Here is a 25,918-nt window from a genome sequence, read left to right on the forward strand (position 1 = left end):
CGTACAGTTCAACCCATCGATGAGCCGAACCCGCAAGGCGACTCACCGAACCCGGTTTGAAGCAGCTTTCCTCTCTCGCTCTTTTGTTCCGGTTTTTTTTGAGACGCTTTTTTTAACTTCAAGGATTTTCATCATGAACAACACCGCACGTTTCCTCTCCATCGCCGCTGTGGCCGCTTTCGCTTCTTTCGGTGCCCAGGCCGACGAAGCCGATGCTTCGCAGTTCGCCACCAAGTTCGACACGAACCGCACCCGCGCTGAAGTGGCTGCTGAAGCCGCTACCGTGGCACAGACCCGCTCCATCGAGCCTGCTGGTTCGCGTGTGGTGACCTACAAGTCCACCGCTGACCGCGCTGCTGTGCGCAGCCAGGCTGCGGATGCTGTGCGCACCGGCCAGATCCCTTCGGGTGAGCGTGGTTGATTCTTGTTGAATCCACGGTTCACACGTTTTCGTATTCCCAAGTACCTCGTCCCCATTTTTTGAATTTCACTGGAGTTTCACCATGAACAAGACCGCACGTTTCCTCTCTATCGCCGCCGTGGCCGCTTTCGCTTCTTTCGGTGCCCAGGCTGACGAAGCCGATGCTTCGCAGTTCGCCACCAAGTTCGACACGAACCGCACCCGCGCTGAAGTGGCTGCTGAAGCCGCTACCGTGGCACAGACCCGCTCCATCGAGCCTGCTGGCTCGCGTGTGGTGACCTACAAGTCCACCGCTGACCGTGCTGCGGTGCGTGCCCAGGCTGCTGAAGCCCTGCGCACGGGCCAGATCTCTTCTGGCGAATTCAGCGCCATGTAAAGAATGCGGGCCTTCCCGTGGTGGTGGCATTTCACAGTCGTGAATGTCGCCACCATGTGGAAGTGTTTCCCCACACACGACGTGCAACGACGATTGCATGCATAAAAACGGGCTCCCATGTGGGAGCCCGTTTTTTTTTGGGGCGCGCGCCGCTGGCTGTCGTCCCAAAATAGAAGAACACCTGTTGGTGCACACCTCCAAGCCCTATGGCCCTAGCAGCGCCTGAAGCAGCGGCATTTTCCACACACGGGAAGCCGTTTCGTAGATACCGAAACCAGCAGAAAAATCTCCATACACCCAGGAAAACCCGCGCTCCTCGGCGGCCTGGCGCACCAGGCGGGCGTGGCGAGCACGAAGTTCGACGGGAATGTCCTGGTAGGACACAAAATCCCGCACCCATACGGGGTACCTGTTTTCCAGTGACCAGGTTTTTGCAATATCCAGTGGCAAAGCCATCAACTGCAGTTCCTGGGCGCTGCAGCAGGTCGTTCCACGCCACTGCTCAGCCCCGGAGATACCGGAAACCCCTTGGCGGGTGAAACGAAACGGCTCGACATGGGTGATGCCCACAATGAGGTGCCTGTCGCCTGGTAGCTCCAACTGGGGCAGGCCAATGGCATCGGCCCAGCCCAGCACCAGGACCCGCGTTGGATTGCTCTTGCGAATGGCTTTCAAGAGTGACGTTGCTTGCCTGTTTTTCAGCGTGCTGGCAGCGCCCTGCGCAAAGGAGACTTCAAACAACAATCGCTGGGGACGGCTGGCATAGCGCCGGGCCAGGTGCTGCCAGATCAGCACGGACTGGCGATGCCTGGCCTGCGCGGCTGACAAGCTCTCTTCCCGCATCTGCGGGCTGCCTGCGTGCTCCGTACCACCATCCTGCACGCCGAGCACCACGTGCAGCCCCCGTGCGAGCAGCGCTTCGATGGTTTCGTCCAGCAAGGCGAGACGCGATTCCTGGCCTGGCTCCACCATCCAGGCTGCATGCAGCGAGGACTGCGGCACCGTCAACCGCACCGTCCGGAACCCGGCCCTGGCAATCGTCTCGGCAGTGGAACTGCTCTCCGAAAGCGAGGTGGAGGTTTCCAGCGCGGCGTCGATCCTGATTCCCCGCGACAAGGCGGCGGCTGCCACCCATGCCTGCCGCGAAGCACCCGACTGCGTCCCCAGCGGATACGGCGGCGAGCCGGAAGGCAGTGGTGCTTGTGCGTGCCCGACCCCACACCAAAGCATCGCCAGCAAAAAACCCCAGCGTGCCCAGGAAGAAGGAATCAGGACCATGTTCAAGGCCCCAGCAGCGCATCCAGCAGGGAGCGATGCCATTGGCGCTTCACCACGTCGTAGATACCCGAGTCCAGGGGTGGATCCTGCACATTGAAGTTGGCTGCAAAATCTGCATGCGACCAGGACATGCCACGGGCTTCCGCCGCGTCGCGCATCTGGCGAAGATAGCGGGCCCGCGAGTCCATGGGCGCCGTACTGGCCGCACCGAAAGACCCAAGCCAGACGGGATAGCGGTGCACATCGGACCATGCTTTGGCGCGATCCAGGTTGCGCGCCAGCTCCAGGCGCTGCCGCTCGTTGCAGCACGGGGTTCCCAGCCATTCCTCGGAACCTGCAAACCAGGGAGAGCCCTGGCTTGTGAACGTCTGCGGTTCGCGGTTGTGGATCGTGACCATCAGGTGGGCATCACGGGGCAATGACAGGTACGGCAGATTCGCAGCATCGTTACGCATGGGTGCGATGACAATGATCCGGCTGGGATTGCTTTGCCGGATCACGGCCACGGTCACTGCAGCCAGGCGGTTCCACTCCTGCGCATCTCCCTGCGGTGCGTTGTACAACTCGAACAGCAAGCGGTCGGAGCGATGGGCATGGCGCTGTGCCAGCTGCCTCCAGATATTGACGAAGCGTGTCCGGACAACGGCCGCAGCCACGGGGGTTTCCCCTTCGTGCAAGGCCCAGCCGTTGAGCTGGCTGTAGAAGCTCATGTTCATCACGACCCGCAAATCGTTGGCCAGCAAGGCTTCCACCACACGGTCAATGCGCCGGGCAAACGCCTCGTCGAGAACAGCTTGCGGCCCTGCAGAAGCATGGTTGCTCCAGCGCACTGAGAGGCGCACGCTGCGAAAGCCGGCTTTGGCGAGCGTCTCGATCCACTGCTCGTCCATGCGCAGTCCCCAGTCGCCCTCGCGCGGGGCCGCATAGACAGCCAGGTTGACACCGCGTGACAATGCAGCCGCAGCGGCCCAGGCCTTGCGGGACGCCCCGCGCTCCACCCCCAGCGGCGGGAAGACAGGGGCTGATCCAATGGACGCACGATCCGCCTGGGCACTTGCCAGTGACGCCGTCGCGCACAAGAGCAGCATGGAGCACAGCAGCGCCTGGAAAGCCCCCCGCAGTACGGAGTGCGGCTTGTCCAGCATACGCACAGGTTTCACGCGCTCGGGCATGTGTGAAGCACTTGTTGCATCTCAAGGACACGTGTGGTGTCAGGCAGCAGTGGGTCCCCTGTCCAGCGTGGTTGCATGGGTTGGAGCCGCTCAAGGCTCCGCCGAAAATGATTGCATGCCAGCGACCAATCGGGTGGGATGGGGTCGGCAAGCGCATTGGCGGACGCTGGGGTCCGCTCCATCAGCGCCTTGCCCAAGGCATAACGGGAGGAAGCATGCCGAAGCTGCCCCCTGCGATCGCCGGAAAGGCCCGGCTCCAGAGCGTCCAGGGCCAAGACCGCTGGGGCCAAGGCCTGCACAGCCCGGTCGGCCGACCCAACGGCCAACAGGAGTTCTCCAAGCGACTGGGAGGCCTCTGCCCAATGCAACTGCAACAGGCGTTGGTCTGGAGCACCTTTCCACAAGGTGTGCAGTAAGTCCTGTGCACGCAGGCCGCTTACCAAGGCATCAGCACTCCTCCCGGCCCGCCACAGTGCTTCGCCCAGGTGGCGATGTACCAGCGCCAGGTCCAGCTGCAGGTGAACACTGCGCGGTTGTGCCTGCAGGAGTATTTCCAGCAGCCCACGTCCTTTTTCGAAAGCACTTGCCGCCTGCTCCACACTGCGTACGGCTGGCAGATCGGCGTGCAAGAAACGCTGACCACGCCGCACGTGGTTGTCCGCCAGCGCCTGGGCCACCATCCCATCTGAAGGACGCTCCTCATGCATCAACTCCAGCAGGTCCCGAGAAGATTGAAGGGAATCCTCCATCGCTGGCCCCTCTTCTTTCAGGCTGAGGGTGTGGGCCATATCCAACTGCGTGCTGGCCAATAACCAGCGCCCCTCCCAGGAGCTGGGATCCTCCTGGCTGACCTCCCGCGCCTCGACCAAGGCCTGGCCAGCCAGCACCCGTGCTTCCTGTGGCCGGCCCTCCTGTGCCAACAGGCGCGCCCATGCGCCGCGGGCTGCGGCTCTGGAATGGCGCGCCTGGCGCAGCGCTTTCCCAGTCAAACCCAGGTGCACGGCCCGATCCACCGCCGCAACCGCTGCACCATAGTTTCGCATCGCACCGGCACGGTCATCCAGATGCACACCCTGTGGTCCGCCCTGCACCCGCGCAATGCGCAGATGGGAACGCCCCAACTCGGCATGCAATGCAGCGTCGGCACCAGTGGCCTTCGCTGCCAGCCCACTCACTTGGTCCAGGGCCAACCGGACCAGCGCCTGCTGCCCTTGGGCAGAGCCCAATGGCTCTTGCTCTGCCTCCATCCGCACCAGTACCGCTTCAAGCCCGTTGCGGGCACTGGTGAGCAACTGCATCTCCACGCTTGCCTTGCGGGTTGCCTCAGACCAGGCATGCCAACCCCACCACAGCCCCCCAAGTCCCATCAGAACGGCTGCCACCCATGCCCCTGCCCACACCCGGGGGTTGCGATGGGCAAAGCTGGCCGTACGCCCAAGCCTCTGTCGCTGTGCCCCCGCCAGCAGGCTTTCCATATAGCGGCGCAAATCCTCGGAGAGCGCTTGCGCGCTCGCATGGCGTTGCGCAGGTTCTTTGCTCAGCGCCTTCATTACCACCACATCCAGACTCCCTTTGAGCGCTCGGCGAACGGCACCGGCGGTGGCCAGGCTGGGACGAAGGGGTGGGGTCTCACAGATCGCCTTGCGCACCTCCAGATCGTCGGCGCAGTCATCCAGCCGATAAGGAGTCCGCCCCGTCAGCAGCTGGTACAGGAGTACACCGAGCGAATACACATCGCTGGCGGGCGTGATTTTCTGGCCCCGCACCTGCTCAGGGCTGGCACATGCCAGGGTCATGACCCGTACCGTGGTGGCCGTGCCTGCCACAAGTGGATCGCCCAGGTTTTTGGCGATACCGAAATCGACCAGCTTGACGTCCCCTTGATCGGTGACCAGTACGTTGTCCGGTTTCAAATCCCGATGGACGACACCCTGTCCATGCGCATAGTGCACGGCATGGCACAGGGTCCTGAACAGTTCGATTCTCCGGACCAGCGTCAATTCGTGATGCCTGCAATAGACGTCAATCGGCACCCCCCGAACCAGCTCCATCACCAGGTACGGCACACCGTCGGCAACACCACCGTCCAGCAGTCGTGCCAGATGGGGGTGTTCGAGTCTGGCCAGTATCTGGCGCTCTGCCAGAAAGCGCGATGCCAAGGCCCCGTCCGCCAGGCCGTCGCGCATCAGCTTGACGGCAACATCCGGGCCCGGGGATCCGTCCAGCTGTTCTGCGCGATACACCTGCCCCATCCCTCCGCGGGCAATCAGTTCGACGAGACGGTAGCGGCCTACCTCGCGCCCCAACCAACCGGCCCCGAACCGGGAAGCCACTGCCTCCGCCAGGAACACGCCGGAGCCGGCATCGAGAAGTCGGCTCTCCGCATGGCCTGCGGCACTCAGGGCTTGCAGCTCCAGAAGTTCTTCGGCATCCCCTGCTTGCCGCTGCAAAAACGCCTGCTGTTGCTCGGCAGGCAGCTCCAGCGCGTCGGCCAGGATGACCTTCATGCGCTGCCAGCGCAATGCTTGCGCTGCAGTGCCCCGCTCCGCCACACCAGTCACGGGTTCAGTTCACGCAGCAGCCAGGCGCGCGCTGTGGACCACTCCCGCTTGACCGTGGCCTCGGACACTTTCAGCGCCTCGGCGGTCTGCTCCACCGACAAGCCACCAAAAAAACGCAATTCCACCACCCGGCCCTGCCGTGCATCCAGTTGCTCCAGGCGCACCAGCGCCTGGTCGAGGTGCAGCAGGCTTTGCCACTGGTCGCTCGAGGGGCAAGTCAGCATTTCGTCGGGCGATTCCTCCTGCATGGAATCCAGGCTCTTGTCCGTGGCGCCAAAGCCACGCTTCATCGCATCGCGGCTCCGGGCATGGTCCACAAGAATGCGCCGCATCAACGTGGACATCCAGCCAAAAAATTGGCTGCGCGAGGACCACGCATTGCCGCGTTGCTCGCCCAGTCGCATGAAGGCCTCGTGCACCAGTGCGGTCCTCTGCAGCACATGGTCGTCGCGTTCTCCCCGCATGTGAAACTGGGCGATGCGTTTCAGGTCTGCGTAGACCAGCGGGACCAGCTTCTCCAACGCCTGGTCCTTCCCTTCGGACCAGGCATTCAGTAGCTGCGTAATAGGAGGATGGGACAAGGCAATCGTTGGCATGGCGAACCCGGATTTGTTCGGCGCGATCATAGGGGTGTTTTCAGCCCTCTTTTCTCGATCACGATTTGAGGCCTTCAAAGCCGCAGCCTGCCGGGGCGGCCCTCAACAAGCCTAGGGCTTGCGCCACAGATTAAGCGCGAACTTGCCCAGAAAAACACCGACTGCAAGGACAAGAAAGCCTGGAAAGAAGATTCCACCTCCATCGGCCTCCACACCTGCAGCCTTGTAGCCAGGCATGCCAGCGGAACCAGGAGCGTACTCAGGCCCCCAGTAGAGCCCAGCGGCTGCGGCGAGCAGCCAAAGGGCAGCGCCAAGACATGCCAGAGCTATTGCACCCATAACCAAGGCCATCATTCGCATGGGATGACTTCTCTCGCAGCAGGAAGGGAGACGCCACCAGAGCGACACGGCCGTCTTTGCACCGTAGCCTCCGATAGCAGCCGCGCCGGTTTCATGGGCTGCGGGTGATACACAGCGCGATGGAGCACTGAAATTTTCGAGTCATGGAATTTCGGCCACAACCATGGGATGCTAAAAAATGAACTCCGCACAGTCTCCTATGTCGTTGTCTGCACATGCAGGCGGCTCGACTTGCAGCGGTGCAAGGCGTTGTAGTACTCCAGGCGCCGGCCATTGGCGCCATAGGCGATGGACTCTATGCGCAGCAGCGGCTCGGGGTGTTCCAGCTGCAGCAGCGTGCAGGTCTCGGCGTCGGGCAGCACGGCGTCGATCCAGCGCTCGGCGCGCACCAGGCGCACGCCGTACTGGCGGCGCAGCACGTCGTACAGTGAGCGGTCGTCCAGGCGCATGCGGTGCAGGCCGGGCGCGAGGTCCGCGGGCACCACGGTTTCCACCAGCAGGCGCAGTTCACCGTCGACGCTGCGCAGCCGCTTGAGCGCGACCACCTGGGTGTCGTCCGTGAGCCCCAGCGCGCTGATCTCCTGTGGTGTGGGGTCACGCAGCTGTTGCACGAGGACCTGGGTGCGCACCGAGCGGCCCTTGCGCTCCATTTCGTCGGAGAAGCCGAGCACGGTGGAGACGAAATCCTCGTCGCGCTCGCGCGCCGCGACAAAGGCACCGCGGCCCTTGATCTTGTAGATCAGGTTGTTGCGCACCAGATCGGCCAGGGCCTCGCGCACCACGATGCGCGAGATGCCGAACTGCTCGCCCAGCTCCGCTTCGGAGGGCAGCTTGGCCCCAATGGCCAGTTCGCCCTGCAGTATCTGCAGGCGCAGGGCATCGCGGAACTGCGCCCACAGGGGCGATTCGGAGTTGCGGTCGAGCAGGGGCTGGAGTTCGGTCGGTGAATTCACGTCAGGTCGGGCTCAGGGCCGGGTGCTTGGTCAATGATGCATGGAAAGCCAGCGTTGCATCGGAATCGGGGACTGCGGGGGCCAGGCGCACGCCATGGCGCTCGCGCAGTGCGGTGGTGCAATTGTGCAGTTCCTGCTGTTCGCGCTCCGCATCCCAACCCAGCGCCTGTGCGGCGTTGCCCGCCATTTCGGCCAGCGCCGCGTCCGTGACGAGGCCGCGAATGGCCAGCAGCGTGCGCCGGATCACCAGGTCGTCGAGGTGGATCACGCCGGTTTCGGTGCACAGCCAGGCCACCTCCGCCGCCGAGTAGTCGGGTGCATGCTGCAGCGGCACGTCGCCGGCCACCTTGAAATGCTGGGCCATGCGCAAGGCCTGGGTGCCGTAGCGGCGCAGCAGTGCCTGGGCGCGGACACGGCCCAGGCCGGAATCCTGGGCGATACGGTCGATGAAGCGCTCCGTTGCTTCCGCACCCTGCGGCATGTCCGTGCCACCGCCAATGGGCAGCTGCCGGGTCGAAGCCCTGCGCCCGCGCGCCAGCAGGCGCAGCACCTCGTCGGTTGCCTCCTCGGCCAGCGCGCGAAAGGTGGTCCACTTGCCCCCCACCAGACCCACGACCGGGATATCGCGCAATGGCGAGGGAGGGTCGATCACCACCGAATGGTCGCGCGAGATCTGTCCCGGCTTGTCGGCGTCCGAGCGCGCTAGCGGCCGCACGCCCACATAGGTGTAGACCACGTCGCGGCGGCCGAAGGCCAGGTTGGGAAACACCTCGCCCAGCACCTCGAGCAGGTAGTCCACCTCGGCCGGTTCTGTGTTGATCTGGTCCGGGTCGTCCACGGGGATGTCGGTGGAACCGACCAGCACGCGGCCGAGGAACGGGTAGACGATGCACACGCGCCCGTCAAGCGCTTCGAAGTACGCCATGCGCCCGCTCAGTGCGTCGCGCAGCGCCGGGTGGTCGAGCACCAAGTGCGAGCCCTTGGTGCCCATCACGCGCGGGCCGGGGCCGCCAAGCAGCGCGGTGCTGCGGTCCAGCCACGCACCGCTGGCATTCACTACGCTGTCAGCGGTGACTTGCACGACCTCGCCCGTGATCTCATCACGCAGCGTGATCGTTTTGCCCGCGCAGCCTGTCACGCGGCAGTGGTTGGTGGCGGCCGAACGCGGCTCGTCGCGGCAGGCGTCGCGCATCAGCTCCAGCACCAACCATTCGGGGTGGCTGATCCAGGCGTCAAAGAAGGTGGCCGTCCAACGCACCGCCGTGCGAAACAGCAGGCGGTCCGCAGGCTGCACGCGGCCGATGCGGTGGTTGGGCATCACACGCTGGCGCCGGCCCAGCAGGTCGTACAGGCGCAGCCCCGTGGCTACCGCCAGTAGGCCGCGCGTGCGCTGGGGCGGTGCGCGGCCCAAAAACTTGAGTGCGCTGCTCATCAACCCGCCAAAAAAGCTCGATAGCGGCACCACGGTCATTAAAGGCTGCACCAGATGCGGCGCGTTGCGCAGCAGCAGGTTGCGCTCGCGCGTGGCCTCGGCCACCAATGAGAAGCTGCCGCTCTCCAGATAGCGCAGGCCGCCGTGGATCATGCGCGAAGGCGCGCTGCTGGCACCGGCGCTGAAGTCGCCCTTGTCGACGATGAGGCAGTCCACGCCCTGCAAAGAAAGATCTCGGAACACGCCCACGCCGTTGATGCCGGCGCCGACGATCACGGTCGAGAAATGCCGGCCCGCCACGGCGGCCGGGCGCACGAAGGGCGATGGGGGGAAGCTGCTGGCGCTGTTCATGGCAACACCTCCACGCTGGGCGCGGGGGCGGCCGCGCGCTGCGGGGCTTCTTGCTGTGGCTGCGGCAACGGCGGCGGGGCTGCGCTGCCCGCCAGGTGGCCAAACACAGGCGCCATGGTGTCAATCAATTCGTTGAAGGCAGCGTTGTAGTCCGCATGGGCCCGCGCCTGGCGGGCATCGGGTTCGACCGTGTCGCAGGGCGCGCGCAAAGGCTCCGTATCCATACCGCGCGACATCGCTGCGTAGATCGCCGCGCCGCGCGCACCGGTCTCATCGTCGGCGCAACGCTCCACCGGCCGCCCGAGCAGGCCGGCCAGCAGGCGTACCAGGCGCGTGTCGCTCGCGCCGCCGCCCAGGATGGTGGACTCCAACACCGCAAGCCCCGCCGCCGCCAGGCGCGCCGTGTGGCGCACATGCAGCGCCGCCGTGGCATCGACCACCGCGCGGGCCATGTCGCCCCGCGTGTGGTGGCTCTTGAGGCCGACAAACCCCGCAGTGACACCGCCACCGCCGTTCACGAAAGGCAAAAAGCGCAGTCCGCCCGCGCCCAGCGGCACGGACATCGCCAGGTCGACCACCGCCCGCGCATCCGGCAGCCCCAGCACACCGGCCAGCCAGGCGATGTTGGCCATCGACGAGGGGCTGTTCTCCATGTACAGGCGCCGGTTGGTGGGGCCGAAGTTGACGGTGCCAGCCACGCGAGGCTGTGGCTCCATCACCGGGCCGATGACGGCGTTGACGCACCATGTGCCCAGCACCGATACGGCGCGGCCGCGTTCTTCGGCGCAGATGGCGGTCATCGAGGCCAGCAGGTCGATTGCGCCCATGGCCACGGGGATGCCCGCGGGCAGGCCGTGCTCCGCGGCCGCGAGGGGTTGCACCGTGCCGATGGGCTTGCCGCTGGGCACCAGCGGCCCAAAAGCCTGCGATGACAAGCCTGCAATGCCCGAGGCGGCAAACGCCGTAGGCGACCAGGTCCCCGTGGCCAGCGAAAGCAGCCCTGCCGTGCTCACATCGCTGGCATCGGTGGCGATCTCGCCCGTGAGCAGAAAGCCGATGTAGTCCTTGGCAAACATCAGGCATTGCACTGCGCCGCTGCGCACGGCATCGCTGCCCAGCAGCTCGGCCGCAATTACGGTGGGCTGGCCCGGCCAGGGCTGGCAGCCCACGTCGGCCAGCAGCCGCTCGCCATGGCTGCGCGCCAGCGACTGCGCCCGCGCGTCGGCGCGCTGGTCGGTCGAGGCCACGGCCCGGCCGCCCACCAGTTCCTGGTCAGTGCCCAGCGCGTACAGCCCCGCGCCGTGGCCGGTGCAGCCGATGGCGCGGACATCGCCCACGCGGTTGCCTAGCTGGTGCGACACGTCGCGCAGCACGGTGGCCAGGGCTGAGCGGATCACGGAGGCGGGCACCTCGCACCCACCGCCAGGCAGGCGGTTGTGCAGCAGGGGCATGCGGGACAGGGCCACGGTGCGGCCGCTCGCGGCCTCCAGGGCCAGGGCTTTGAGGCTGCTCGACCCCAGGTCGATGCCGATGAGTATGTTGGTCTTCATGTCATAACAGCTTCTGCCGGATCAGGCGATAGTTCCAGTAGTGTTTCCCCTAACTAGCTGGTGAATCGATCCATGATTACATTCTACCTGTCATAACAACTGTCGTGACACCAAGAACCCGACGCTGCTGTCAATGAGCAGCATCGCAAGCTGTGCCACTCAACAAAGAGGAGACAAAACATGAGGCGTAATTTCTTGAAGTCCGCGGCCGCTGCCGGTATCGGTCTGGCCGGTACCACCGCTTTCGCGCAGCAACCGGCAGCCGCCGCACCCGCAGCGGGTGCTGGCCTGCGCGGCAACGCGAGCGACGTCTACGTGATGAACGTGATGGTCTCGGGTGTGGAGTACTGGTTTCCGGTCTACGAAATGATGAAGCAGCTCGGTCGCACGCTGGGCGTGAAGACCCGCTACACCGGCACGCCTGAGTACGACGTGAACAAGCAGCTGGCGTCGTTTGAGCAAGAACTGGCCCGCAAGCCCGCCGGCATCCTGCTGCACCCCATGAACCCCGACCCGTTCATCGAGCCCATCAACCGCGCTGCCGCGATGGGCATCCCGGTGGTCACGTTCGCGGCCGATTCGCCCAACTCCAAGCGCACGTCGTTCATCACGTCGGACAATGACCGCGAGGGTGCGCAGGCCGCCGACGCCATTGCGGCCTCGATGGGTGGCAAGGGCGAATTCGCCGTGCTGGAGAACCCTGGCCAGGACAACCATGACCGCCGCATCGCCGCGTTTGTCAACCGCATGAAGACCAAGCACCCTGGCATGAAGCTGGTGGGCCGCGCCGCCAGCAATCAGGACCCCAACAAGGCCTACCAGGCGATGCAGAGCTTGGTGCAAGCCAACCCCAACCTGGGGGCCTTGTTCATGCCCGAGGCCAATTCGGCACTGGGTGCGGCGCAGGCCAAGGTGGAGTCCAAGAAAAACATCAAGGTGATGTGCTGCGACGTGAACGCCAAGATCCTGGACATGATCAAGTCCGGCGACGTGTTCGGCGCGATCAACCCCAACCAGGGCATGCAGGGCTACATGGGGATGATGATGTTGTTCCTGGCCAAAAACCCCGGCCTCATCGACCCGATGAACGACGCCAAGCGCAACGGCGCCAACCCCATGGCCGTGCCTTTCCTGGACAACGGCCTGGCGGTGGTCAGCAAGGCCAACGCCGACGACTTCTACTGGGACAAGTACCTCACCCGCCGCGGTACCAAGGGCATCAACGAGTGAGCAGCAACGCCATGGGCTCTTCATTGCTCGAGTTGCGCGGCATCAGCAAGCGCTTCGGCGCTGCGCATGCGCTCTCGGGCGTGGATTTTTCGCTGCACAGGGGCGAGATCCATGCCCTGTGCGGCGAGAACGGCGCGGGCAAGTCCACGCTGATGAACATCATTGATGGCATCCACCAACCGGACGCGGGCGAGATCGTGCTCGACGGCCAGGTGGTGGCCATCGATGGTCCGGCCCAGGCCATGCGCCTGGGTATCGGCCTGGTGCACCAGGAGATCGCCCTGTGCGGCGACGCCACCGTGGCCGAAAACATCTTCATGTCGGAGATCAACGCCGGCAAACAGGCGTGGATGGACTACGGCAGCCTCAATGCACGGGCCGCAAAGGTGCTGGCGCGCCTGGGCCAGGACATCGACCCCGCTGCCCGGGTGAGTGATCTCTCCATCTCCAGCCAGCAGCTGATCGAGATCGCCAAGGCACTCACGCTCGACTGCAAGGTGCTGATCCTCGACGAGCCGACGGCCGCGCTCACCGACAACGAGTCGGCAGCGCTGTTTCGCGTGCTGCACGACCTCAAGGATCAGGGCATCGGCATCATCTACATCAGCCACCGCATGGCCGAAATTTTTGCGCACTGCACCCGCGTGACCGTGCTGCGCGACGGACGCAATGTGCATTCGGGCCCGCTGGCCGAGTTGAACGCTGACGACTTGGTGCGCCGCATGGTCGGCCGCGACCTGGGCAGCTACTACCCACCCAAGCAGCAGGATGCCGACCGCGGCGAGCATGTGCTCGAAGTGGCCGACCTGGCTGACGGCGAGCGGGTGCACGGCGTGTCCTTCACCCTGCAGCGCGGTGAGATTCTGGGCATCGCCGGGCTCATGGGCGCCGGGCGCAGCGAACTGGCGCAGACCCTGTGTGGCCTGCGCCCTGCCACGGGTGGAAGCGTGCGGCTGCGCGGCAAGCCACTCACCGTCCGCAAATACAGCGACGCGCTGCGCGCCGGCATCGCCTATCTCAGCGAGGACCGCAAGGCCGCAGGCGTGTACCTGGACCTGCCCATCGCTCAGAACATCGCGGCGATGGCGCTCCAGCGCGTGAGCTCGCGATTCGGCCTGCTGCAGCGCGCGGCCGAGCACCGGCTGGCGCAGGAGCTGGGCGCGCGCCTCAAGCTCAAGTCCGACGGCGTGCAGATCGAAGTGGCCAGCCTGTCGGGCGGCAACCAGCAGAAGGTGGCCATTGCCAAGCTGCTGGCCACCAACCCGGCGGTGCTACTGATGGACGAACCCACGCGCGGCGTGGACGTGGGCGCCAAGTCAGAGATCCACCACATCCTCAGAGACCTGGCCTGCCAGGGCGTGGGCGTGGTGGTCATCTCCTCGGAGCTGCCCGAGATCATCGGGCTGTGCGACCGGGCCCTGGTGATCCGTGACGGCCGCATCGCGGGCGAGGTGCAAGGCAAAGACATGACCGAAGAGGCCCTGCTGCGGCTGGCCTCTGGACTGGAACGACAAGAGGAGATGGCATGAATCACCCCGCACAACTTGACGCCGGCATCGTGGCCGGCCTGCAGCCCCCGCGCCAGGCCCCGGGAGGGCCCGGGAAACCCGGCGGCACCAAGCTCACCAGCATGCGCGAGATGGGCCTTTTGGTCATCATCGTCGCGCTGTGCGTGGGCATGAGCTTCGCGTCGCCGTATTTCCTCACGTGGGACAACATCCGCGCCATGCTGCTGTCGTTCTCCATCGAGGGCATCGTGGTGGTGGGCATGACCATCTTGCTGATCGTTGGCGGCATCGACCTTTCAGTCGGCTCCGTGGTGTGTTTTGCCATGGTGGTCACGGGCAAGCTTTTCCTGATGGGGTTCGATCCGTGGACGGCCGGGCTCATCGCGATTGCCGCCAGCGCGCTCATCGGCGCCATGATTGGCGGCTGCGTGGTGCGCATTGGACTCAACCACTTCATCGCCTCGCTGGCCTTCATGGTCATCGTGCGCGGCCTGTGCCTTGCGCTCACGCAGGGCACGCCCCAGTCGCTGTTCTCGCTGCCCGCCGAGTTCAAGTTCATCGGCCAGGGCACTTTGTTTGGCATTCCGGCGGTGATCCTGATCTTCCTCACCATCGTGGTGGTCAGCGACTTCGTGCTGCGCCGCGCGAGCCTGCTGCGCCGCGTGTTCTACACCGGCAGCAACGAGAAGGCGGCGCTGTACTCCGGCATCCGCATAGGCCATGTGAAGTTCTGGGTCACGGTGCTGTGCGCAGCCTCGGCCGGCCTCGCCGGCGTGATCTACACCGCGCGCTTCGGCGCAGCCACGCCCACCTTTGGCGTGGGCATGGAACTCAACGTGATTGCGGCAGCCGTGATCGGTGGCGCCAGCCTCAAGGGCGGCTCGGGCACGGTGCTGGGCGCCGTGCTGGGCCTGGCGCTGCTCTCGGTGGTCACGAGCTCGCTGATCCTGCTCGACGTATCGCCCTACTGGCAGGACGTGATCAAGGGTTTGATCCTGCTGGCCGCCGTGACCATTGACCACCTCATGAACACCCGAAAGACCAAGCGATGAATGCCGTGCTGAACGCAGAGATGAAGACCACCACCCTCGGGCCCTCGGGCATCGAATGCTCGGCCATTGGCCTCGGAACCTGGGCCATGGGTGGATGGATGTGGGGCGGGCAGGACAGCGCTGCTGCCACCGAGGCCATTGCCGCTTCGCTCGACGCCGGGGTGACGCTGATCGACACCGCGCCCGCCTACGGTCTGGGCGCCTCCGAAAACATCGTCGGTGCAGCCCTCAAGGGCCGGCGCCACGAGGCCGTGATCGCCACCAAATGTGGCCTGGTGTGGCACACCCAAAAGGGCACGCACTTCTTTGATGAAGACGGCCACCCCGTGTATCGCTACCTGGGCCGGGAGTCGATCTTTCATGAGGCCGAGGAGAGCTTGAAGCGCCTGCAGACCGACTACATCGACCTCTACATCACGCACTGGCAGGACGCGACCACACCGGTCGAGGAAACCATGGACGCGCTGCTCACCCTCAAGAAGCAGGGAAAAATCCGCGCCATCGGCGTGAGCAATGTGAGCGCCGAGACGCTGTCGGAATACCTGCGCTATGGCCCGGTGGACGCGGCGCAGGAGCGCTACAGCCTGATCGACCGCGAGATCGAGCACACGCTAACGCCCCTGTGCAGCCAACACAACGTGGCGATGCTCGGTTATTCCTCATTGGCGCTGGGCCTGCTGGCCGGCCCCATCGATCCGGCGCGCGAGTTCACCGGCGACGACCAGCGCGCCACCAACCCGCGTTTCAGCACGGCCAACCGCGCCAAGCTCAAGGCATTTTTTGAAGAGCTTGAACCCGTGCGCAACCAGATCGGCTGCTCGTTCGGGCAACTGATGATTGCCTGGACGGTGGCCAGCGGCAACGTGTCGGTCGCGCTGTGTGGTGCCCGCGTGCGCCAGCAAGCCGTCGAGAACGCTGCGGCCGGCGCCATCGACATCCCGCGCGAGGCCGTGCAGCGCATCGACGATGCTGCGGCCCGCCACCTGCGTGCGCTGGGCTGACATCTCCAGCTCCTCCTTCTCACCCGCTTTTCTCAAATTTCACAAGGACCTCTTCGTATGTCGAAGGACAAGACCGCGCGCCTGAACCGTTTGCTCACCAACGGGCGTTGCCTGGATATCGCGCTGGACCACGGCGTCTGCAACGAACCCTCGTTCCTCAATGGCCTGGAGGACATGCCCCAGGTGATGGACAAGCTCGTGGCCGCCGGGCCCGATGCGATCCAGCTCAACTACGGCCAGGCCGACCTGCTGCAGGACCGCCCGGGCCGCGACAAGCCCGCGCTGGTGATGCGCATCGACATGGGCAACCCCTACAACGCCACCGCCCACCGCGTGATGTGGGCCGTGTTGCAGAACGAGCACGACCCGGTCCTGCCCGCCGTGCAGCGCGACGCCGCCTGTGTGGTGGTCAACCTGTTCATGCTGCCCAACGAGCCCGATCTGTTCCGCCAGTGCGTGGCCAACATCGCGCGCGTGCGCGCCGACTGCGACCGCTACGGCATGCCGCTGATGATCGAGCCGCTGGTGATGCGCCCGCACAGCGACCAGGGCGGCTACATGGTCGACGGCGACGCCGAGAAGATCGTCACCCTGGTCCGCCTGGCGCGCGAGATGGGCGCCGACATCGTGAAGGCCGACCCGACCACCGACCCCACGGACTTCCACCGCGTGGTGCAGGCCGCGCGCTGCCCTGTGCTGGTGCGCGGCGGCGGCCGGGAAGACCTGCAGCAGGTGTTCGCGCGGTCGCGCGTGCTCATGGACCAGGGCGCGTCCGGCATGGTCTACGGGCGCAACGTGTACCAGCACGCCAACCCCTCGGCGGTGGTGAATGCGCTGATGTCCATGATCCACCGCGGCGCCAGCGCTGCCGAGGCTTGGCACCAGTACGAATCCACGCCGGCCTGACCCCCCCCCATGAAAACGCCCTGGATCCTTGCAGCAGCGCTGTTTTCGGCGGGCGCACTGGCACAGGGTACGCCGGTGCGTATCGGGGTGATCGGCCCCTTCACCGGCGGTTCGGCCGATGTGGGAACCACCATGCTCAACGGCATCCGCATGGCAGTGGACGAGATCAATGCGGTGGGCGGCTATCTGGGGCGCCCGCTGGAACTCGACATCAAGGACGACTTCGCCGACCCCGAAAAGGGCCTGGCGGCCGCCAAAGAGCTGGTGGCCCAGAAGGTGGTGGCCACTATCGGTGTCTGCGACAACGGCGTGGGCATGAAGGTGGTGGACGTCTTCCAGAAAGCGAAGGTGCCGCTGGTGATCCCGTGCGCCACGGGCACGCTGCTCACCACCAAGGTGCCCCCGGCGCAGAGTTTCATCTTTCGCACCGCCGCACGCGATGCGATCCAGGCGTCGTTCATCGTCGACGACATTCTCAAGCGCGGCTGGAGCCGGGTGGCTGTGTTTGCCGACACCACGGACTACGGCGGTGCCGGCTTGAACGACGTCACGCAAGCCCTGGCGCAACAGGGCGTCAAACCCGTGTACGTAGCGCGCGTCGCAGCCAGTGCAAAGGATGTGACGGCGCAGCTGGCCGAGGCCAGGGCAGCCCACGCCAACGTCATCCTGAGCTACGCCGTGGGCCCCGAGGCCGCCACCATTGCCAACGGCCGCAAGACCCTGGGCTGGAAAGTCCCTCAGGTCGGTGCCTGGCCCCTCTCTTTCCCGAACTACATCGACGGCGCGTATGGCGGCGCGGAAGGCTCGCTCATGGCGCAGACCTTTATTGCCGAGCCGAGCAACGAGCGCCGCGCCGCCTTCCTCAGCACCTATGCCCGCAAGTTCAGCATGTCGCGCATCCGCGTGCCCATGGCAGCGGCCCAGGCGTACGACGCGACTTACCTGCTGACCTACGCCTTGCTCGGCATCCACAACGGCGACCTGAGTGGCCCGGCAGTCAAGCACGCGCTGGAGACGATTCCCCGCGTCTTCTACGGAGTGGTTGCCACGTACGAAAAGCCCTTTTCGCCAGAGGACAAGGAGGCCATCAGCCAGAACATGCTGGTAGTCGGGCTGGTGCGCAATTCCGCCGTCACCTTCGCCTATCCCGAGGATGCGCGCCGCAACCTGTTCGTGCAAAGAAAGAAGTAAGTCCCCCAGCGCGCCCGGCCGTCTGGTCCTGGGCGCCCCTGGCGACCGGTGCCGTAACAGGCACACCGTGGGCCTGTCCCGCCACCGCCGATGGGTGAGAAGAAAACAAGAAGAGAGGGAGCGAGGGAGAAGAAAGAAAAAGAAGAGCCCTGCGGCCGGTGGCACACGCGCCATCGGCCGGGAGCGCCTGCGCGTGTTTGCGTGGGCTCGACCTACAGCGGCCTGTCGGAAAGACCGAGAAAAAAAGGTCCCACGAGGCCCCACCCTAACCAGGAGACAACGATGAAGATCCGGTACTACTTGCTGGCGCTGTTGCTGCCGTTCGCCACCTTGATGACCCACGCGGCGATCACGGGCGTGAGCCCAATGACCACCTTGAACACGATGGTGACCACGGTCACGCGGGCCGGCGAGGCGACGCTGGCGCTGCAGGGCCCGGGCCTGGGCAACCTCACCTACACCTCGGCCGAGCTCTTCAAGCCGGTCTCCATGATCACCCGCGCCTCGGGCGATGTGCCGGCCACCTACCCGGGCCGCAAGGACTACGGGTTGAACGTGGGCATCATGCTCAACGGCTACTTCCTCACGTCTTTTGCGCCGGACAGCGGGCTAGGCCCTGGGGGCTTTCTGCTGTACGACGTGTCCAACCCGCGCGCCATCGTTCTGGTAAAAAAGATCTACGAGCCCGAGGGGCGCACCAAAGAGTTCCGCGAGGCACACTCCTTCGGCACCGCGAAGATCGGCGGCAAGCAATACGTGGTGGTGCCCAGCATCAAGGGCGTCGAGTTCTGGGACTTCACCGACATCAACAACATCCAGCAGGTCAAGAAGCTGGCGCTACCCACCGTGAACGGTGGCGACTACGCCAACGTGGCCTGGCAGCTGTGGTGGCAGGCGCCGTATCTGTATGTGGCCTCTGCCAACGACGGGGTATACATCGTGGACGCCAGCGACCCGGTCAACGCCGTGATCGCCAACCGCGGCGCCGGCAAGCCCAACCCCGTGCCCACGGGCGAACTGGGCGGTTTTCGTGTGGGGCCCATCTTCACCATGGGCAACCACATGGTGCTGACCTCGATGGACAACACCGATGGCTTTGCCAGCCTGGATATTTCCGACCCGCTCAACCCCAAGGTGCTCGACACCGTGGGCTCCAACCCTAACTACTACGCCACCTGTTTTGATGGCAAAAACCTGCACGCATCAGCACGCGGCAATGGCGCCAAGATGTACAGCTATGACCTGTCCGACCGTACACAGTTCGTGGTGGAAGACAACCGGCTCGTGATCGACGAGCAGCTGTACTGCGGCACGCAGGACCACTACGTGTTCCAGGGCGCGCAGTTCAAGGTGCACAAGGTGGACGTGAGCAACCCGCTCAACCACGTCGAGGTAGGCCAGGGCAGTCTGTTCGCCACCAACCATCCTGACTACTCACACTCCGACCACGGCCAGGTCGCGCCCATGGGCAACCTGCTGTTCATCGGCAACGACCACGGTTCGGGCAGCGGTTTCATCGTGCACCAGACGGCGCGCGACACCACGCCACCCGCCGTCAAGCAGACATCGCCCACGAACGGCGCCAAGCAACAGGCACTAACCTCGCGCATCGGTGTGGGCCTCACCGACAGCATCCTGCCCGAGAGCGTGACCGCCAGCACCTTCATCGTGCGGCCGGTCAACGGCAACACACTGGCCGGCACCTACAGCGTGCAGCTGGGCATCATTAATTTCCACCCTGCACAGCCCCTGGCAGCTGGCACCAGCTACGAAATTCTGCTGACGGCCGGAGGAGTGAAGGACTATGCGGGCAACGGCATCGCTACAGAGTACAGGGCTGTTTTCCACACCGGCAACGCCACCGACATCAGCCTGAGCAACCACTGGCCGCTGACCAGCGCGCTGACCGATGAGATCGGTGCGAACAACGGTACGGCCTCGGCGGCCGACCGCTTCGAGGGCCTGGGCCTGAACTTTGCGCAACGCACCGGCGGCGTCGCGCTCAAGAACGACAGCTTGGCCACTGCCCTGGGCGGCACGGCCTCAGTTGCGTTCTATATGAAGACGACACAGGCAGGCTCGGCGAACCCCTGGACCGCGCCGGGCATTTTTGGGCGCGACCAGGCCAACGGCGCCGACGACGTGTTCTGGGGCTGGCTCGACAACACCGGGCGCGTGAACCTGTCGGTGGGCAACGTCGCGGCCAACAACCCCGGCACACGTTCCACCGCCCCGGTGAACGATGGCGCCTGGCACCATGTGGTGATGACACGCGACGCCGCGTCGGGCGCGCAGACGGTGTACATCGACGGCACCAAGACCAGCTCGACCGGGCTCACCGGGACCAAGGGACTGTCCAACAAGTTCACGCTGCTCGGGCAGATACAGGGCAATGCCGACTTCTTCCGCGGCAGCCTGGCCGACGTGTGGGTCTATGGCCGCGTGCTCAGCGATGCCGACGTGGCGCAACTGCGCTCGCAGGCCATCATTGGCGACGTTGCCGTAAGCGGTTCCCCGCAGCTGGTCAATGGGCAGCTGACCTTCGACCCAACCCGCCTGGGCGGCGGCACGGGCCTCACCTACCGGTGGAATTTTGGCAACGGCACGCAGACCAACTTCTCAGCCCAGGCCAATGCCATCTACGCCTACAACCGCCCGGGCCACTACACCGTGACCCTGACGGTGCGCGATGCTGCGGGCCGGGAGACTTTCTACACCTACAACGTGACCGTGGTCTTCCCGGCGACCGCCACCGCGCCCACGCATTCGAGCAACATCGTGGGCGACGCCAACAGCGTGTATGCGGTGAACCCGGACAGCGGCACGGTGGCCGCCATCGATGCGGTGTCGCTGGCCAAGCGCTGGGAAACGCGTGTGGGCGACGAACCCAAAACCCTGGCGCGCGCACCCGATGGCCGCATCTGGGTCACGGTGCAGGGCGAGGACAAGTTGGTGGCGCTGAACCCCGCGGACGGCAGCATTTCGACCACGATCACGCTGGCCTACGGCAGCGGGCCGTACGGCGTGGCCTTCACGCCCAACGGCGCCAAGGGCCTGCTGACGCTGGAGAGCAAGTCCACGCTCATTGCCTTCGACCCCGCCAACGGCAACACCACGGGCACGCTGGCGCTGGAAGGCGATCTGCGCGGCATTGCCGTGGCGGCCGATTCGCAGACGGCGTACATCACGCGCTTCAAGTCCAGGATGACGGGTGGGCAGCTGCACAAGGTGGGCTTGAACAGCATGGCGCTGGTGTCCACGATTGCGCTTCCGGTGGACACCACCACGGTTGACACCGAGAACAGCTCGCGCGGCGTGGCCAACTACCTGAGCCAGGTGGTGATCTCGCCCGACGGCGGCCGCGCGGTGCTGCCGGGCAAGAAGGACAACATCGTGCGCGGGCGCTTTCGCGACGGCAACGACCTGCCACACGACCAGACCGTGCGCTCCATCCTCTCGCAGGTCGACCTGGCGCAGGGCACGCATTTGCTGGCCGAGCAGATCGACTTCGACGACCGGGCACCGGCGCGTGCGGCCCTGTATTCCCCGGTGGGCGACTACCTGTTTGTCGCGCAGATGGAGGGCAACAACATCGCCATCGTCGATGCCTACACCCGCGCCGTGCGCGGCGAGATCAATGCCAGCAGCGCGCCGCACGGACTGTACCTGGATGCCTCGCGCAAGCGGCTGTTCGTGAACAACTTCCTCGCGCGTTCAGTCACCGTGCACGACGTGGCCGATGTGCTGGCATCGCGCAGCGCGGCGGCGGTCTTTGTGCAGAACGTGGCCACGGTGGCGCAAGAGCCCCTGGCGGCCGCGGCACTGCGCGGCAAGCAGGTGTTCTACAACGCGGCCGACCGGCGCATGAGCAAGGACAACTACATGTCGTGCGCAAGCTGCCACGCCGATGGCGGCGACGACGGCATGGTGTGGGACTTCACCCAACGTGGCGAGGGCCTGCGCCGCACCATCAGCCTGCAGGGCCGGAGCGGCCTGGGCCACGGCAAGCTGCACTGGAGCGCCAACTTCGACGAGGTGCAGGACTTCGAGAACGACATGCGCAGCGCGTTTGGGGGCACGGGCTTTTTGAGCGACGCCGACTTTGCAGCCACGTCCGACCCGCTGGGCGCGCCCAAGGCCGGGCGCAATGCGCAGCTCGACGACCTCGCGGCTTACCTTACTTCGCTGAACAAGTACATGCGCAGCCCGGCGCGTGCGGCCGACGGCAATCTCACGGTAGAGGCGGCACGCGGGCAGACCCTGTTTGCCAGTGCCAACTGCGCCAGCTGCCACGCGGGCGGGACGCTCACCGACGGGCTGCGGCATGACGTGGGCACGATCCAGCCATCGTCCGGCAAGGGCGGCAACCAGCCGCTGGCCGGCCTGGGCTTTGATACGCCCACGCTGATCGGCAGCTGGGCTGCCAAGTCCTACCTGCACAACGGCCAGAAGGCGAGCGTGCTGGATGTAATGGCGGGGGGCCACGGCAATGCCGGCAGCCTGCCTGCTGCCGACAGGCAGGCGCTGACCGAGTACGTGCGCTCGCTGGATACGGCGACGGACTTCACCACGCGCCTGCGCTCGGCCCACAGCACGCTGTGCGTCAACATCCGCGGCGCGTCACCCAACAGCGGTGTGGTCGCGATCCAGTGGCCTTGCGGCACGGCGGCCAACGAGACCTTTACGGTGCGCACCGTGGCGGGCGGTTTTGTGCAACTGGTGGCGCGGCACAGCAACCTGTGCCTGGCACAGGACAGCGCGGCTGCGAGTGGTGCTGGTGTGGTGCAACTGGCTTGCAGCACGGGCAACACGGCGCAGTGGAGCATGGTGGGGTCGACGCTGCGCAACCGCGCATCGGGGGCCTGCCTGGATGTGCCCAACAACTCGACGGCGCAGGATATTCCACTGGTCACCTGGACCTGCAACGGCGGCAACAACCAGAACTGGACACAGTTGCCCTGACCAGGCGGCGCTGCAGCGCCGCCCCAAGGTCCGGCCTGCGAGGCCCGCAGTCGCCAAGCGACTGCGGGCTTTTTTTGTGCGCTCCAGTTCCGCGCCAATATTTCCAAAACTGGAACAGTCAGTTCGCGACCAGATGGTTTTTCTCTGAACACCTCAGGCGTACAGTTCAACCCATCGATGAGCCGAACCCGCAAGGCGACTCACCGAACCCGGTTCAGAGAGGTTTTTGTCCCGGTTTTTGAGACGCTTTTTTGATCTTCCAAGGATTTTCATCATGAACACGACTGCACGCTTCCTCTCCATCGCCGCTGTTGCTGCTTTTGCATCGTTCGGCGCCCACGCCGAAGAGGCCGATGGCTCGCAATTCGCCCTGAAGTTCGAGACCAACCGCACACGCGCCGAAGTCGCTGCCGAGGCCTCAGTGACGGCCCGCACGCACAGCATGGAACCCGCTGGTTCCCGCGTGGTGACTTACCAATCGACGGCAGACCGCGCCGCGGTGCGTGCCCAGGCTGCCGAAGCCCTGCGCACCGGCAAGATCTCGTCGGGCGAAGCAAGCTACCTGTAATCCGCACCGCCCCGCACCAAGCCCCCTACCCCATTTGATCGGAGAGTCACCATGAACAACACCGCACGTTTCCTGTCCATCGCCGCCGTTGCCGCTTTCGCCTCCTTTGGTGCCTACGCCGATGAAGCCGACAACTCACAGTTCGCCCTGAAGTTCGAGACCAACCGCACCCGCGCTGAAGTGGCTGCCGAAGCCGCTGTGGAGGCCCGCACACACAGCATGGAGCCTGCCGGTTCCCGCGTAGCGACCTACCAGTCGAAGGCCGACCGCGCCGCCGTGCGTGCCGCTGCCGCCGAAGCCGTGCGCACCGGCCAGATCCCTTCAGGCGAGATCGGCGTTCTGTAACACGCGCAACGCGAGGCTGCAGACCGCACTGCAGCCTCCATGCAAAAGGCCGGGGCCCCTCGCGGGGCCCCGGCCTTTTTGTCTTGTTCGCCGCGCGCCCGTGAAGGGCACGGCAGCACACCGATCACTGCAGCACGGTCACGCCGGTCTTGGCCTGCAGCGTTTCAAACGTCACGCCAGGGGCCAGCTCGATGAGCTTGAGGCCTTCGGGCGTCACGTCCAGCACGGCCAGATCGGTGATGATGCGGTCGACCACGCCCACGCCCGTGAGGGGCAAGGTGCACTGCGGCAGGATCTTCAAGTCTTCGGTGCCGTCCTTCTTCTTCGCCACATGCTCCATGAGCACGATGACGCGCTTGACGCCGGCCACCAGGTCCATCGCGCCGCCCATGCCCTTGACCATCTTGCCGGGGATCATCCAGTTGGCCAGGTCGCCCTTTTCGCTGACCTGCATGGCGCCCAGGATCGACAGGTTGATCTTGCCGCCGCGGATCATGGCAAACGACTGGTCGCTGCCGAAGATCGACGAGCCCTTGATCGTGGTCACGGTCTGCTTGCCAGCGTTGATGAGATCCGGGTCCACCTTGTCTTCGGTGGGGAACGGGCCAATGCCCAGCATGCCGTTCTCGGACTGCAGCCACACTTCCTTGTCACCGGTGAAATTGGCCACCAGCGTGGGGATGCCGATGCCCAGGTTCACATAGAAACCGTCTTCGAGTTCTTGCGCCGCGCGGGCGGCCATCTGGTCTTGGGTCCACGGCATGTTCAGGCTCCTGCTTTCTCGGTGATCGTGCGTTTTTCGATGCGCTTTTCGGGGTTGGCATTGAGCACGATGCGGTGCACATAGATGCCGGGCAGATGGACGTCGTCTGGGGCAAGCTCGCCAACTTCCACAATGCGCTCCACTTCCACAATGCAGACCTTGCCGGCAGTGGCAGCCGCAGGGTTGAAGTTGCGCGCTGTGAGGTTGAAACGCAGGTTGCCGGACTTGTCGGCCACGTCGGCCTTGATGAGCGAGACCTCGGGCACCAGCGAGCGCTCCATCACATAGGTTTCGCCGTCAAATTCGCGCAGTTCCTTGCCATCGGCCACGATGGTGCCTACACCCGTCTTGGTAAAGAAAGCCGGGATGCCAGCGCCGCCAGCACGCAGCTTCTCGGCCAGTGTGCCCTGGGGCGTGAACTCCAACTCCAGTTCGCCCGCCAGGTACTGGCGCTCGAACTCTTTGTTCTCGCCCACGTAGGACGAAATCATCTTTTTGATTTGTCGGGTCTCCAGCAGTTTGCCCAGGCCGAAGCCATCCACACCTGCGTTGTTGGAGATCACGGTGAGGTTCTTGGCGCCGGAGTCGCGCAAAGCGTCGATCAGCGCTTCTGGAATGCCACACAAACCGAAGCCACCCACGGCCATGAGTTGGCCGTCTGCAACCACGCCCTTCAAGGCTTCGGCTGCGGAGGGGAATAACTTGTTCACCACGATCTCCTTGTGAATTTGGATGCGCTACGATACTACGTACCCGATTAAGTAGTATTCCGTAAAGACTTGCACTATGGACGTTGATTACCGACTCGCTTTTGACATGGCCCCCGTGGGCCTGGTGCTGTCACGCAATCGCACCATGGTCGATTGCAACCGCCAGGTCTGCGAGATGTTCGGCGCTTCGCGCGAGGTGCTCATTGGTCAGTCGTTCCAGGTACTGTACCCAAGCGCCGACGAATACGAACGCCTGGGCGCGCACATGGAACCCATCCTGAACGCCAAGGGCCACTACGCCGACAACCGCATCATGAAACGCGCCAACGGCGAGGTGTTCTGGTGCCATGTGTCAGGCCGTGCGCTCAATCGCGACGCTCCCCATGAATCGGGCATCTGGAGCTTTGAAGACCTCAGTTCGCAGCGCCCCGTCAAGGCCGAGCTGACGGGCCGCGAGCGCGAGGTGGCCGCACGCTTGCTGGAGGGCTTGACCTCCAAGGAGATCGGCCGGGCGCTGGAGATCAGCCACCGCACGGTGGAGATCTACCGTGCCCGCCTCATGCGCAAGTACAACGCATCCACCGCAGCGGACCTGGTGCACAAACTGCTCGCGGGGGGCTGAAGGCCGCGAC

21 protein-coding genes are annotated in these 25,918 nt (G+C 65.0%); 12 read left to right on the forward strand and 9 right to left on the reverse strand.

What is annotated here, in order from left to right; genetic code table 11:
• The first annotated feature begins 133 nt into the window (after window positions 1–133).
• Entirely contained in the window at window positions 134–421 is a 288-nt protein-coding gene (locus ARADN35_RS0120135) for a hypothetical protein (protein WP_010465399.1), read from the forward strand.
• 82 nt (window positions 422–503) lie between these two features.
• A complete protein-coding gene (locus ARADN35_RS0120140; RefSeq protein WP_010465402.1) occupies window positions 504–797 on the forward strand; it encodes a hypothetical protein in 294 nt (97 codons plus the stop codon).
• A 204-nt stretch (window positions 798–1,001) separates the two neighbouring features.
• On the opposite strand, the gene ARADN35_RS26630 is transcribed toward ARADN35_RS0120140, so the two are convergent.
• The 7 genes from ARADN35_RS26630 to ARADN35_RS0120175 form a co-directional block, all read right to left on the reverse strand.
• Entirely contained in the window at window positions 1,002–2,075 is a 1,074-nt protein-coding gene (locus ARADN35_RS26630; RefSeq protein ID WP_040420268.1) for a glycoside hydrolase family 5 protein, read from the reverse strand.
• A gap of 2 nt (window positions 2,076–2,077) precedes the next feature.
• Window positions 2,078–3,235 (reverse strand): glycoside hydrolase family 5 protein, encoded by a 1,158-nt coding sequence (locus ARADN35_RS0120150; protein ID WP_159103203.1) that lies wholly within the window; start codon window positions 3,233–3,235, stop codon window positions 2,078–2,080.
• Window positions 3,232–5,754: a serine/threonine-protein kinase gene (locus ARADN35_RS27055; RefSeq protein ID WP_010465407.1), complete on the reverse strand. Its 2,523-nt coding sequence runs from the start codon at window positions 5,752–5,754 to the stop codon at window positions 3,232–3,234. The genes ARADN35_RS0120150 and ARADN35_RS27055 overlap by 4 nt, the downstream gene beginning before the upstream one ends.
• Before the next feature lie 50 nt (window positions 5,755–5,804).
• Window positions 5,805–6,404 (reverse strand): sigma-70 family RNA polymerase sigma factor, encoded by a 600-nt coding sequence (locus ARADN35_RS0120160; protein WP_035198430.1) that lies wholly within the window; start codon window positions 6,402–6,404, stop codon window positions 5,805–5,807.
• Window positions 6,405–6,961: 557 nt separating this feature from the next.
• A complete protein-coding gene (locus tag ARADN35_RS0120165; RefSeq protein WP_010465411.1) occupies window positions 6,962–7,717 on the reverse strand; it encodes a GntR family transcriptional regulator in 756 nt (251 codons plus the stop codon).
• 1 nt (window position 7,718) lies between these two features.
• Window positions 7,719–9,500, reverse strand: coding sequence for a glycerol-3-phosphate dehydrogenase/oxidase (locus ARADN35_RS0120170; RefSeq protein ID WP_010465413.1), 1,782 nt, complete (start codon window positions 9,498–9,500; stop codon window positions 7,719–7,721).
• Window positions 9,497–11,050 carry an FGGY family carbohydrate kinase gene (locus tag ARADN35_RS0120175; protein WP_010465415.1) on the reverse strand — a complete coding sequence of 518 codons (1,554 nt, stop codon included), beginning with the start codon at window positions 11,048–11,050 and terminating at the stop codon, window positions 9,497–9,499. Before ARADN35_RS0120175 ends, ARADN35_RS0120170 begins: the two co-directional genes overlap by 4 nt.
• A gap of 180 nt (window positions 11,051–11,230) precedes the next feature.
• Here ARADN35_RS0120175 and ARADN35_RS0120180 point away from each other — a divergent pair, with 180 nt between their 5' ends.
• The 9 genes from ARADN35_RS0120180 (at window position 11,231) to ARADN35_RS0120220 (ending at window position 23,813) form a co-directional block, all read left to right on the forward strand.
• Window positions 11,231–12,280: a substrate-binding domain-containing protein gene (locus ARADN35_RS0120180; protein WP_029414229.1), complete on the forward strand. Its 1,050-nt coding sequence runs from the start codon at window positions 11,231–11,233 to the stop codon at window positions 12,278–12,280.
• Between the two features lie 11 nt (window positions 12,281–12,291).
• On the forward strand, window positions 12,292–13,809 hold the full coding sequence (locus tag ARADN35_RS0120185; protein ID WP_035198427.1) for a sugar ABC transporter ATP-binding protein: 1,518 nt from the start codon (window positions 12,292–12,294) through the stop codon (window positions 13,807–13,809).
• The gene (locus tag ARADN35_RS0120190) at window positions 13,806–14,840 is read left to right on the forward strand and encodes an ABC transporter permease (RefSeq protein ID WP_010465421.1); all 1,035 of its coding nucleotides are present in this window, start codon (window positions 13,806–13,808) and stop codon (window positions 14,838–14,840) included. Before ARADN35_RS0120185 ends, ARADN35_RS0120190 begins: the two co-directional genes overlap by 4 nt.
• Window positions 14,837–15,841, forward strand: coding sequence for an aldo/keto reductase (locus ARADN35_RS0120195; protein ID WP_010465423.1), 1,005 nt, complete (start codon window positions 14,837–14,839; stop codon window positions 15,839–15,841). The genes ARADN35_RS0120190 and ARADN35_RS0120195 overlap by 4 nt, the downstream gene beginning before the upstream one ends.
• 57 nt (window positions 15,842–15,898) lie before the next feature.
• Window positions 15,899–16,747 carry a class I fructose-bisphosphate aldolase gene (locus tag ARADN35_RS0120200; protein ID WP_010465424.1) on the forward strand — a complete coding sequence of 283 codons (849 nt, stop codon included), beginning with the start codon at window positions 15,899–15,901 and terminating at the stop codon, window positions 16,745–16,747.
• Between the two features lie 9 nt (window positions 16,748–16,756).
• Window positions 16,757–17,938 carry an ABC transporter substrate-binding protein gene (locus tag ARADN35_RS0120205; protein ID WP_010465426.1) on the forward strand — a complete coding sequence of 394 codons (1,182 nt, stop codon included), beginning with the start codon at window positions 16,757–16,759 and terminating at the stop codon, window positions 17,936–17,938.
• A 282-nt stretch (window positions 17,939–18,220) separates the two neighbouring features.
• The gene (locus tag ARADN35_RS0120210) at window positions 18,221–22,900 is read left to right on the forward strand and encodes an Ig-like domain-containing protein (RefSeq protein WP_010465428.1); all 4,680 of its coding nucleotides are present in this window, start codon (window positions 18,221–18,223) and stop codon (window positions 22,898–22,900) included.
• A 274-nt stretch (window positions 22,901–23,174) separates the two neighbouring features.
• Complete coding sequence (locus tag ARADN35_RS0120215; RefSeq protein ID WP_010465430.1) at window positions 23,175–23,468, forward strand: hypothetical protein; 294 nt, start codon at window positions 23,175–23,177, stop codon at window positions 23,466–23,468.
• A gap of 51 nt (window positions 23,469–23,519) precedes the next feature.
• Window positions 23,520–23,813 (forward strand): hypothetical protein, encoded by a 294-nt coding sequence (locus ARADN35_RS0120220; protein ID WP_010465432.1) that lies wholly within the window; start codon window positions 23,520–23,522, stop codon window positions 23,811–23,813.
• A gap of 124 nt (window positions 23,814–23,937) precedes the next feature.
• On the opposite strand, the gene ARADN35_RS0120225 is transcribed toward ARADN35_RS0120220, so the two are convergent.
• Complete coding sequence (locus ARADN35_RS0120225; RefSeq protein WP_010465434.1) at window positions 23,938–24,576, reverse strand: 3-oxoacid CoA-transferase subunit B; 639 nt, start codon at window positions 24,574–24,576, stop codon at window positions 23,938–23,940.
• 2 nt (window positions 24,577–24,578) lie between these two features.
• Window positions 24,579–25,286 carry a CoA transferase subunit A gene (locus ARADN35_RS0120230; protein ID WP_010465436.1) on the reverse strand — a complete coding sequence of 236 codons (708 nt, stop codon included), beginning with the start codon at window positions 25,284–25,286 and terminating at the stop codon, window positions 24,579–24,581.
• Window positions 25,287–25,362: 76 nt separating this feature from the next.
• Here ARADN35_RS0120230 and ARADN35_RS0120235 point away from each other — a divergent pair, with 76 nt between their 5' ends.
• Window positions 25,363–25,908: a PAS and helix-turn-helix domain-containing protein gene (locus ARADN35_RS0120235; protein ID WP_010465438.1), complete on the forward strand. Its 546-nt coding sequence runs from the start codon at window positions 25,363–25,365 to the stop codon at window positions 25,906–25,908.
• Window positions 25,909–25,918: the final 10 nt, after the last annotated feature.

The sequence above is a fragment of the Acidovorax radicis N35 genome, from assembly GCF_000204195.1.
In the GTDB taxonomy this organism is placed as follows: Bacteria; Pseudomonadota; Gammaproteobacteria; order Burkholderiales; family Burkholderiaceae_C; genus Acidovorax; species Acidovorax radicis.

Excerpts from the sequence above, each read along its gene's own strand:
- ARADN35_RS0120160 (WP_035198430.1), bottom strand. The coding sequence starts at position 6,404 with ATGCCAACGATTGCCTTGTCCCATCCTCCTATTACGCAGCTACTGAAT.
- ARADN35_RS0120215 (WP_010465430.1), top strand. The coding sequence starts at position 23,175 with ATGAACACGACTGCACGCTTCCTCTCCATCGCCGCTGTTGCTGCTTTT.
- ARADN35_RS0120225 (WP_010465434.1), bottom strand. The coding sequence starts at position 24,576 with ATGCCGTGGACCCAAGACCAGATGGCCGCCCGCGCGGCGCAAGAACTC.
- ARADN35_RS0120190 (WP_010465421.1), top strand. The coding sequence starts at position 13,806 with ATGAATCACCCCGCACAACTTGACGCCGGCATCGTGGCCGGCCTGCAG.
- ARADN35_RS0120235 (WP_010465438.1), top strand. The coding sequence starts at position 25,363 with ATGGACGTTGATTACCGACTCGCTTTTGACATGGCCCCCGTGGGCCTG.
- ARADN35_RS0120210 (WP_010465428.1), top strand. The coding sequence starts at position 18,221 with ATGAAGATCCGGTACTACTTGCTGGCGCTGTTGCTGCCGTTCGCCACC.
- ARADN35_RS0120180 (WP_029414229.1), top strand. The coding sequence starts at position 11,231 with ATGAGGCGTAATTTCTTGAAGTCCGCGGCCGCTGCCGGTATCGGTCTG.
- ARADN35_RS0120175 (WP_010465415.1), bottom strand. The coding sequence starts at position 11,050 with ATGAAGACCAACATACTCATCGGCATCGACCTGGGGTCGAGCAGCCTC.
- ARADN35_RS0120135 (WP_010465399.1), top strand. The coding sequence starts at position 134 with ATGAACAACACCGCACGTTTCCTCTCCATCGCCGCTGTGGCCGCTTTC.
- ARADN35_RS0120195 (WP_010465423.1), top strand. The coding sequence starts at position 14,837 with ATGAATGCCGTGCTGAACGCAGAGATGAAGACCACCACCCTCGGGCCC.
- ARADN35_RS0120140 (WP_010465402.1), top strand. The coding sequence starts at position 504 with ATGAACAAGACCGCACGTTTCCTCTCTATCGCCGCCGTGGCCGCTTTC.
- ARADN35_RS0120170 (WP_010465413.1), bottom strand. The coding sequence starts at position 9,500 with ATGAACAGCGCCAGCAGCTTCCCCCCATCGCCCTTCGTGCGCCCGGCC.
- ARADN35_RS26630 (WP_040420268.1), bottom strand. The coding sequence starts at position 2,075 with ATGGTCCTGATTCCTTCTTCCTGGGCACGCTGGGGTTTTTTGCTGGCG.
- ARADN35_RS0120205 (WP_010465426.1), top strand. The coding sequence starts at position 16,757 with ATGAAAACGCCCTGGATCCTTGCAGCAGCGCTGTTTTCGGCGGGCGCA.
- ARADN35_RS0120185 (WP_035198427.1), top strand. The coding sequence starts at position 12,292 with ATGGGCTCTTCATTGCTCGAGTTGCGCGGCATCAGCAAGCGCTTCGGC.
- ARADN35_RS0120220 (WP_010465432.1), top strand. The coding sequence starts at position 23,520 with ATGAACAACACCGCACGTTTCCTGTCCATCGCCGCCGTTGCCGCTTTC.
- ARADN35_RS27055 (WP_010465407.1), bottom strand. The coding sequence starts at position 5,754 with ATGAAGGTCATCCTGGCCGACGCGCTGGAGCTGCCTGCCGAGCAACAG.
- ARADN35_RS0120200 (WP_010465424.1), top strand. The coding sequence starts at position 15,899 with ATGTCGAAGGACAAGACCGCGCGCCTGAACCGTTTGCTCACCAACGGG.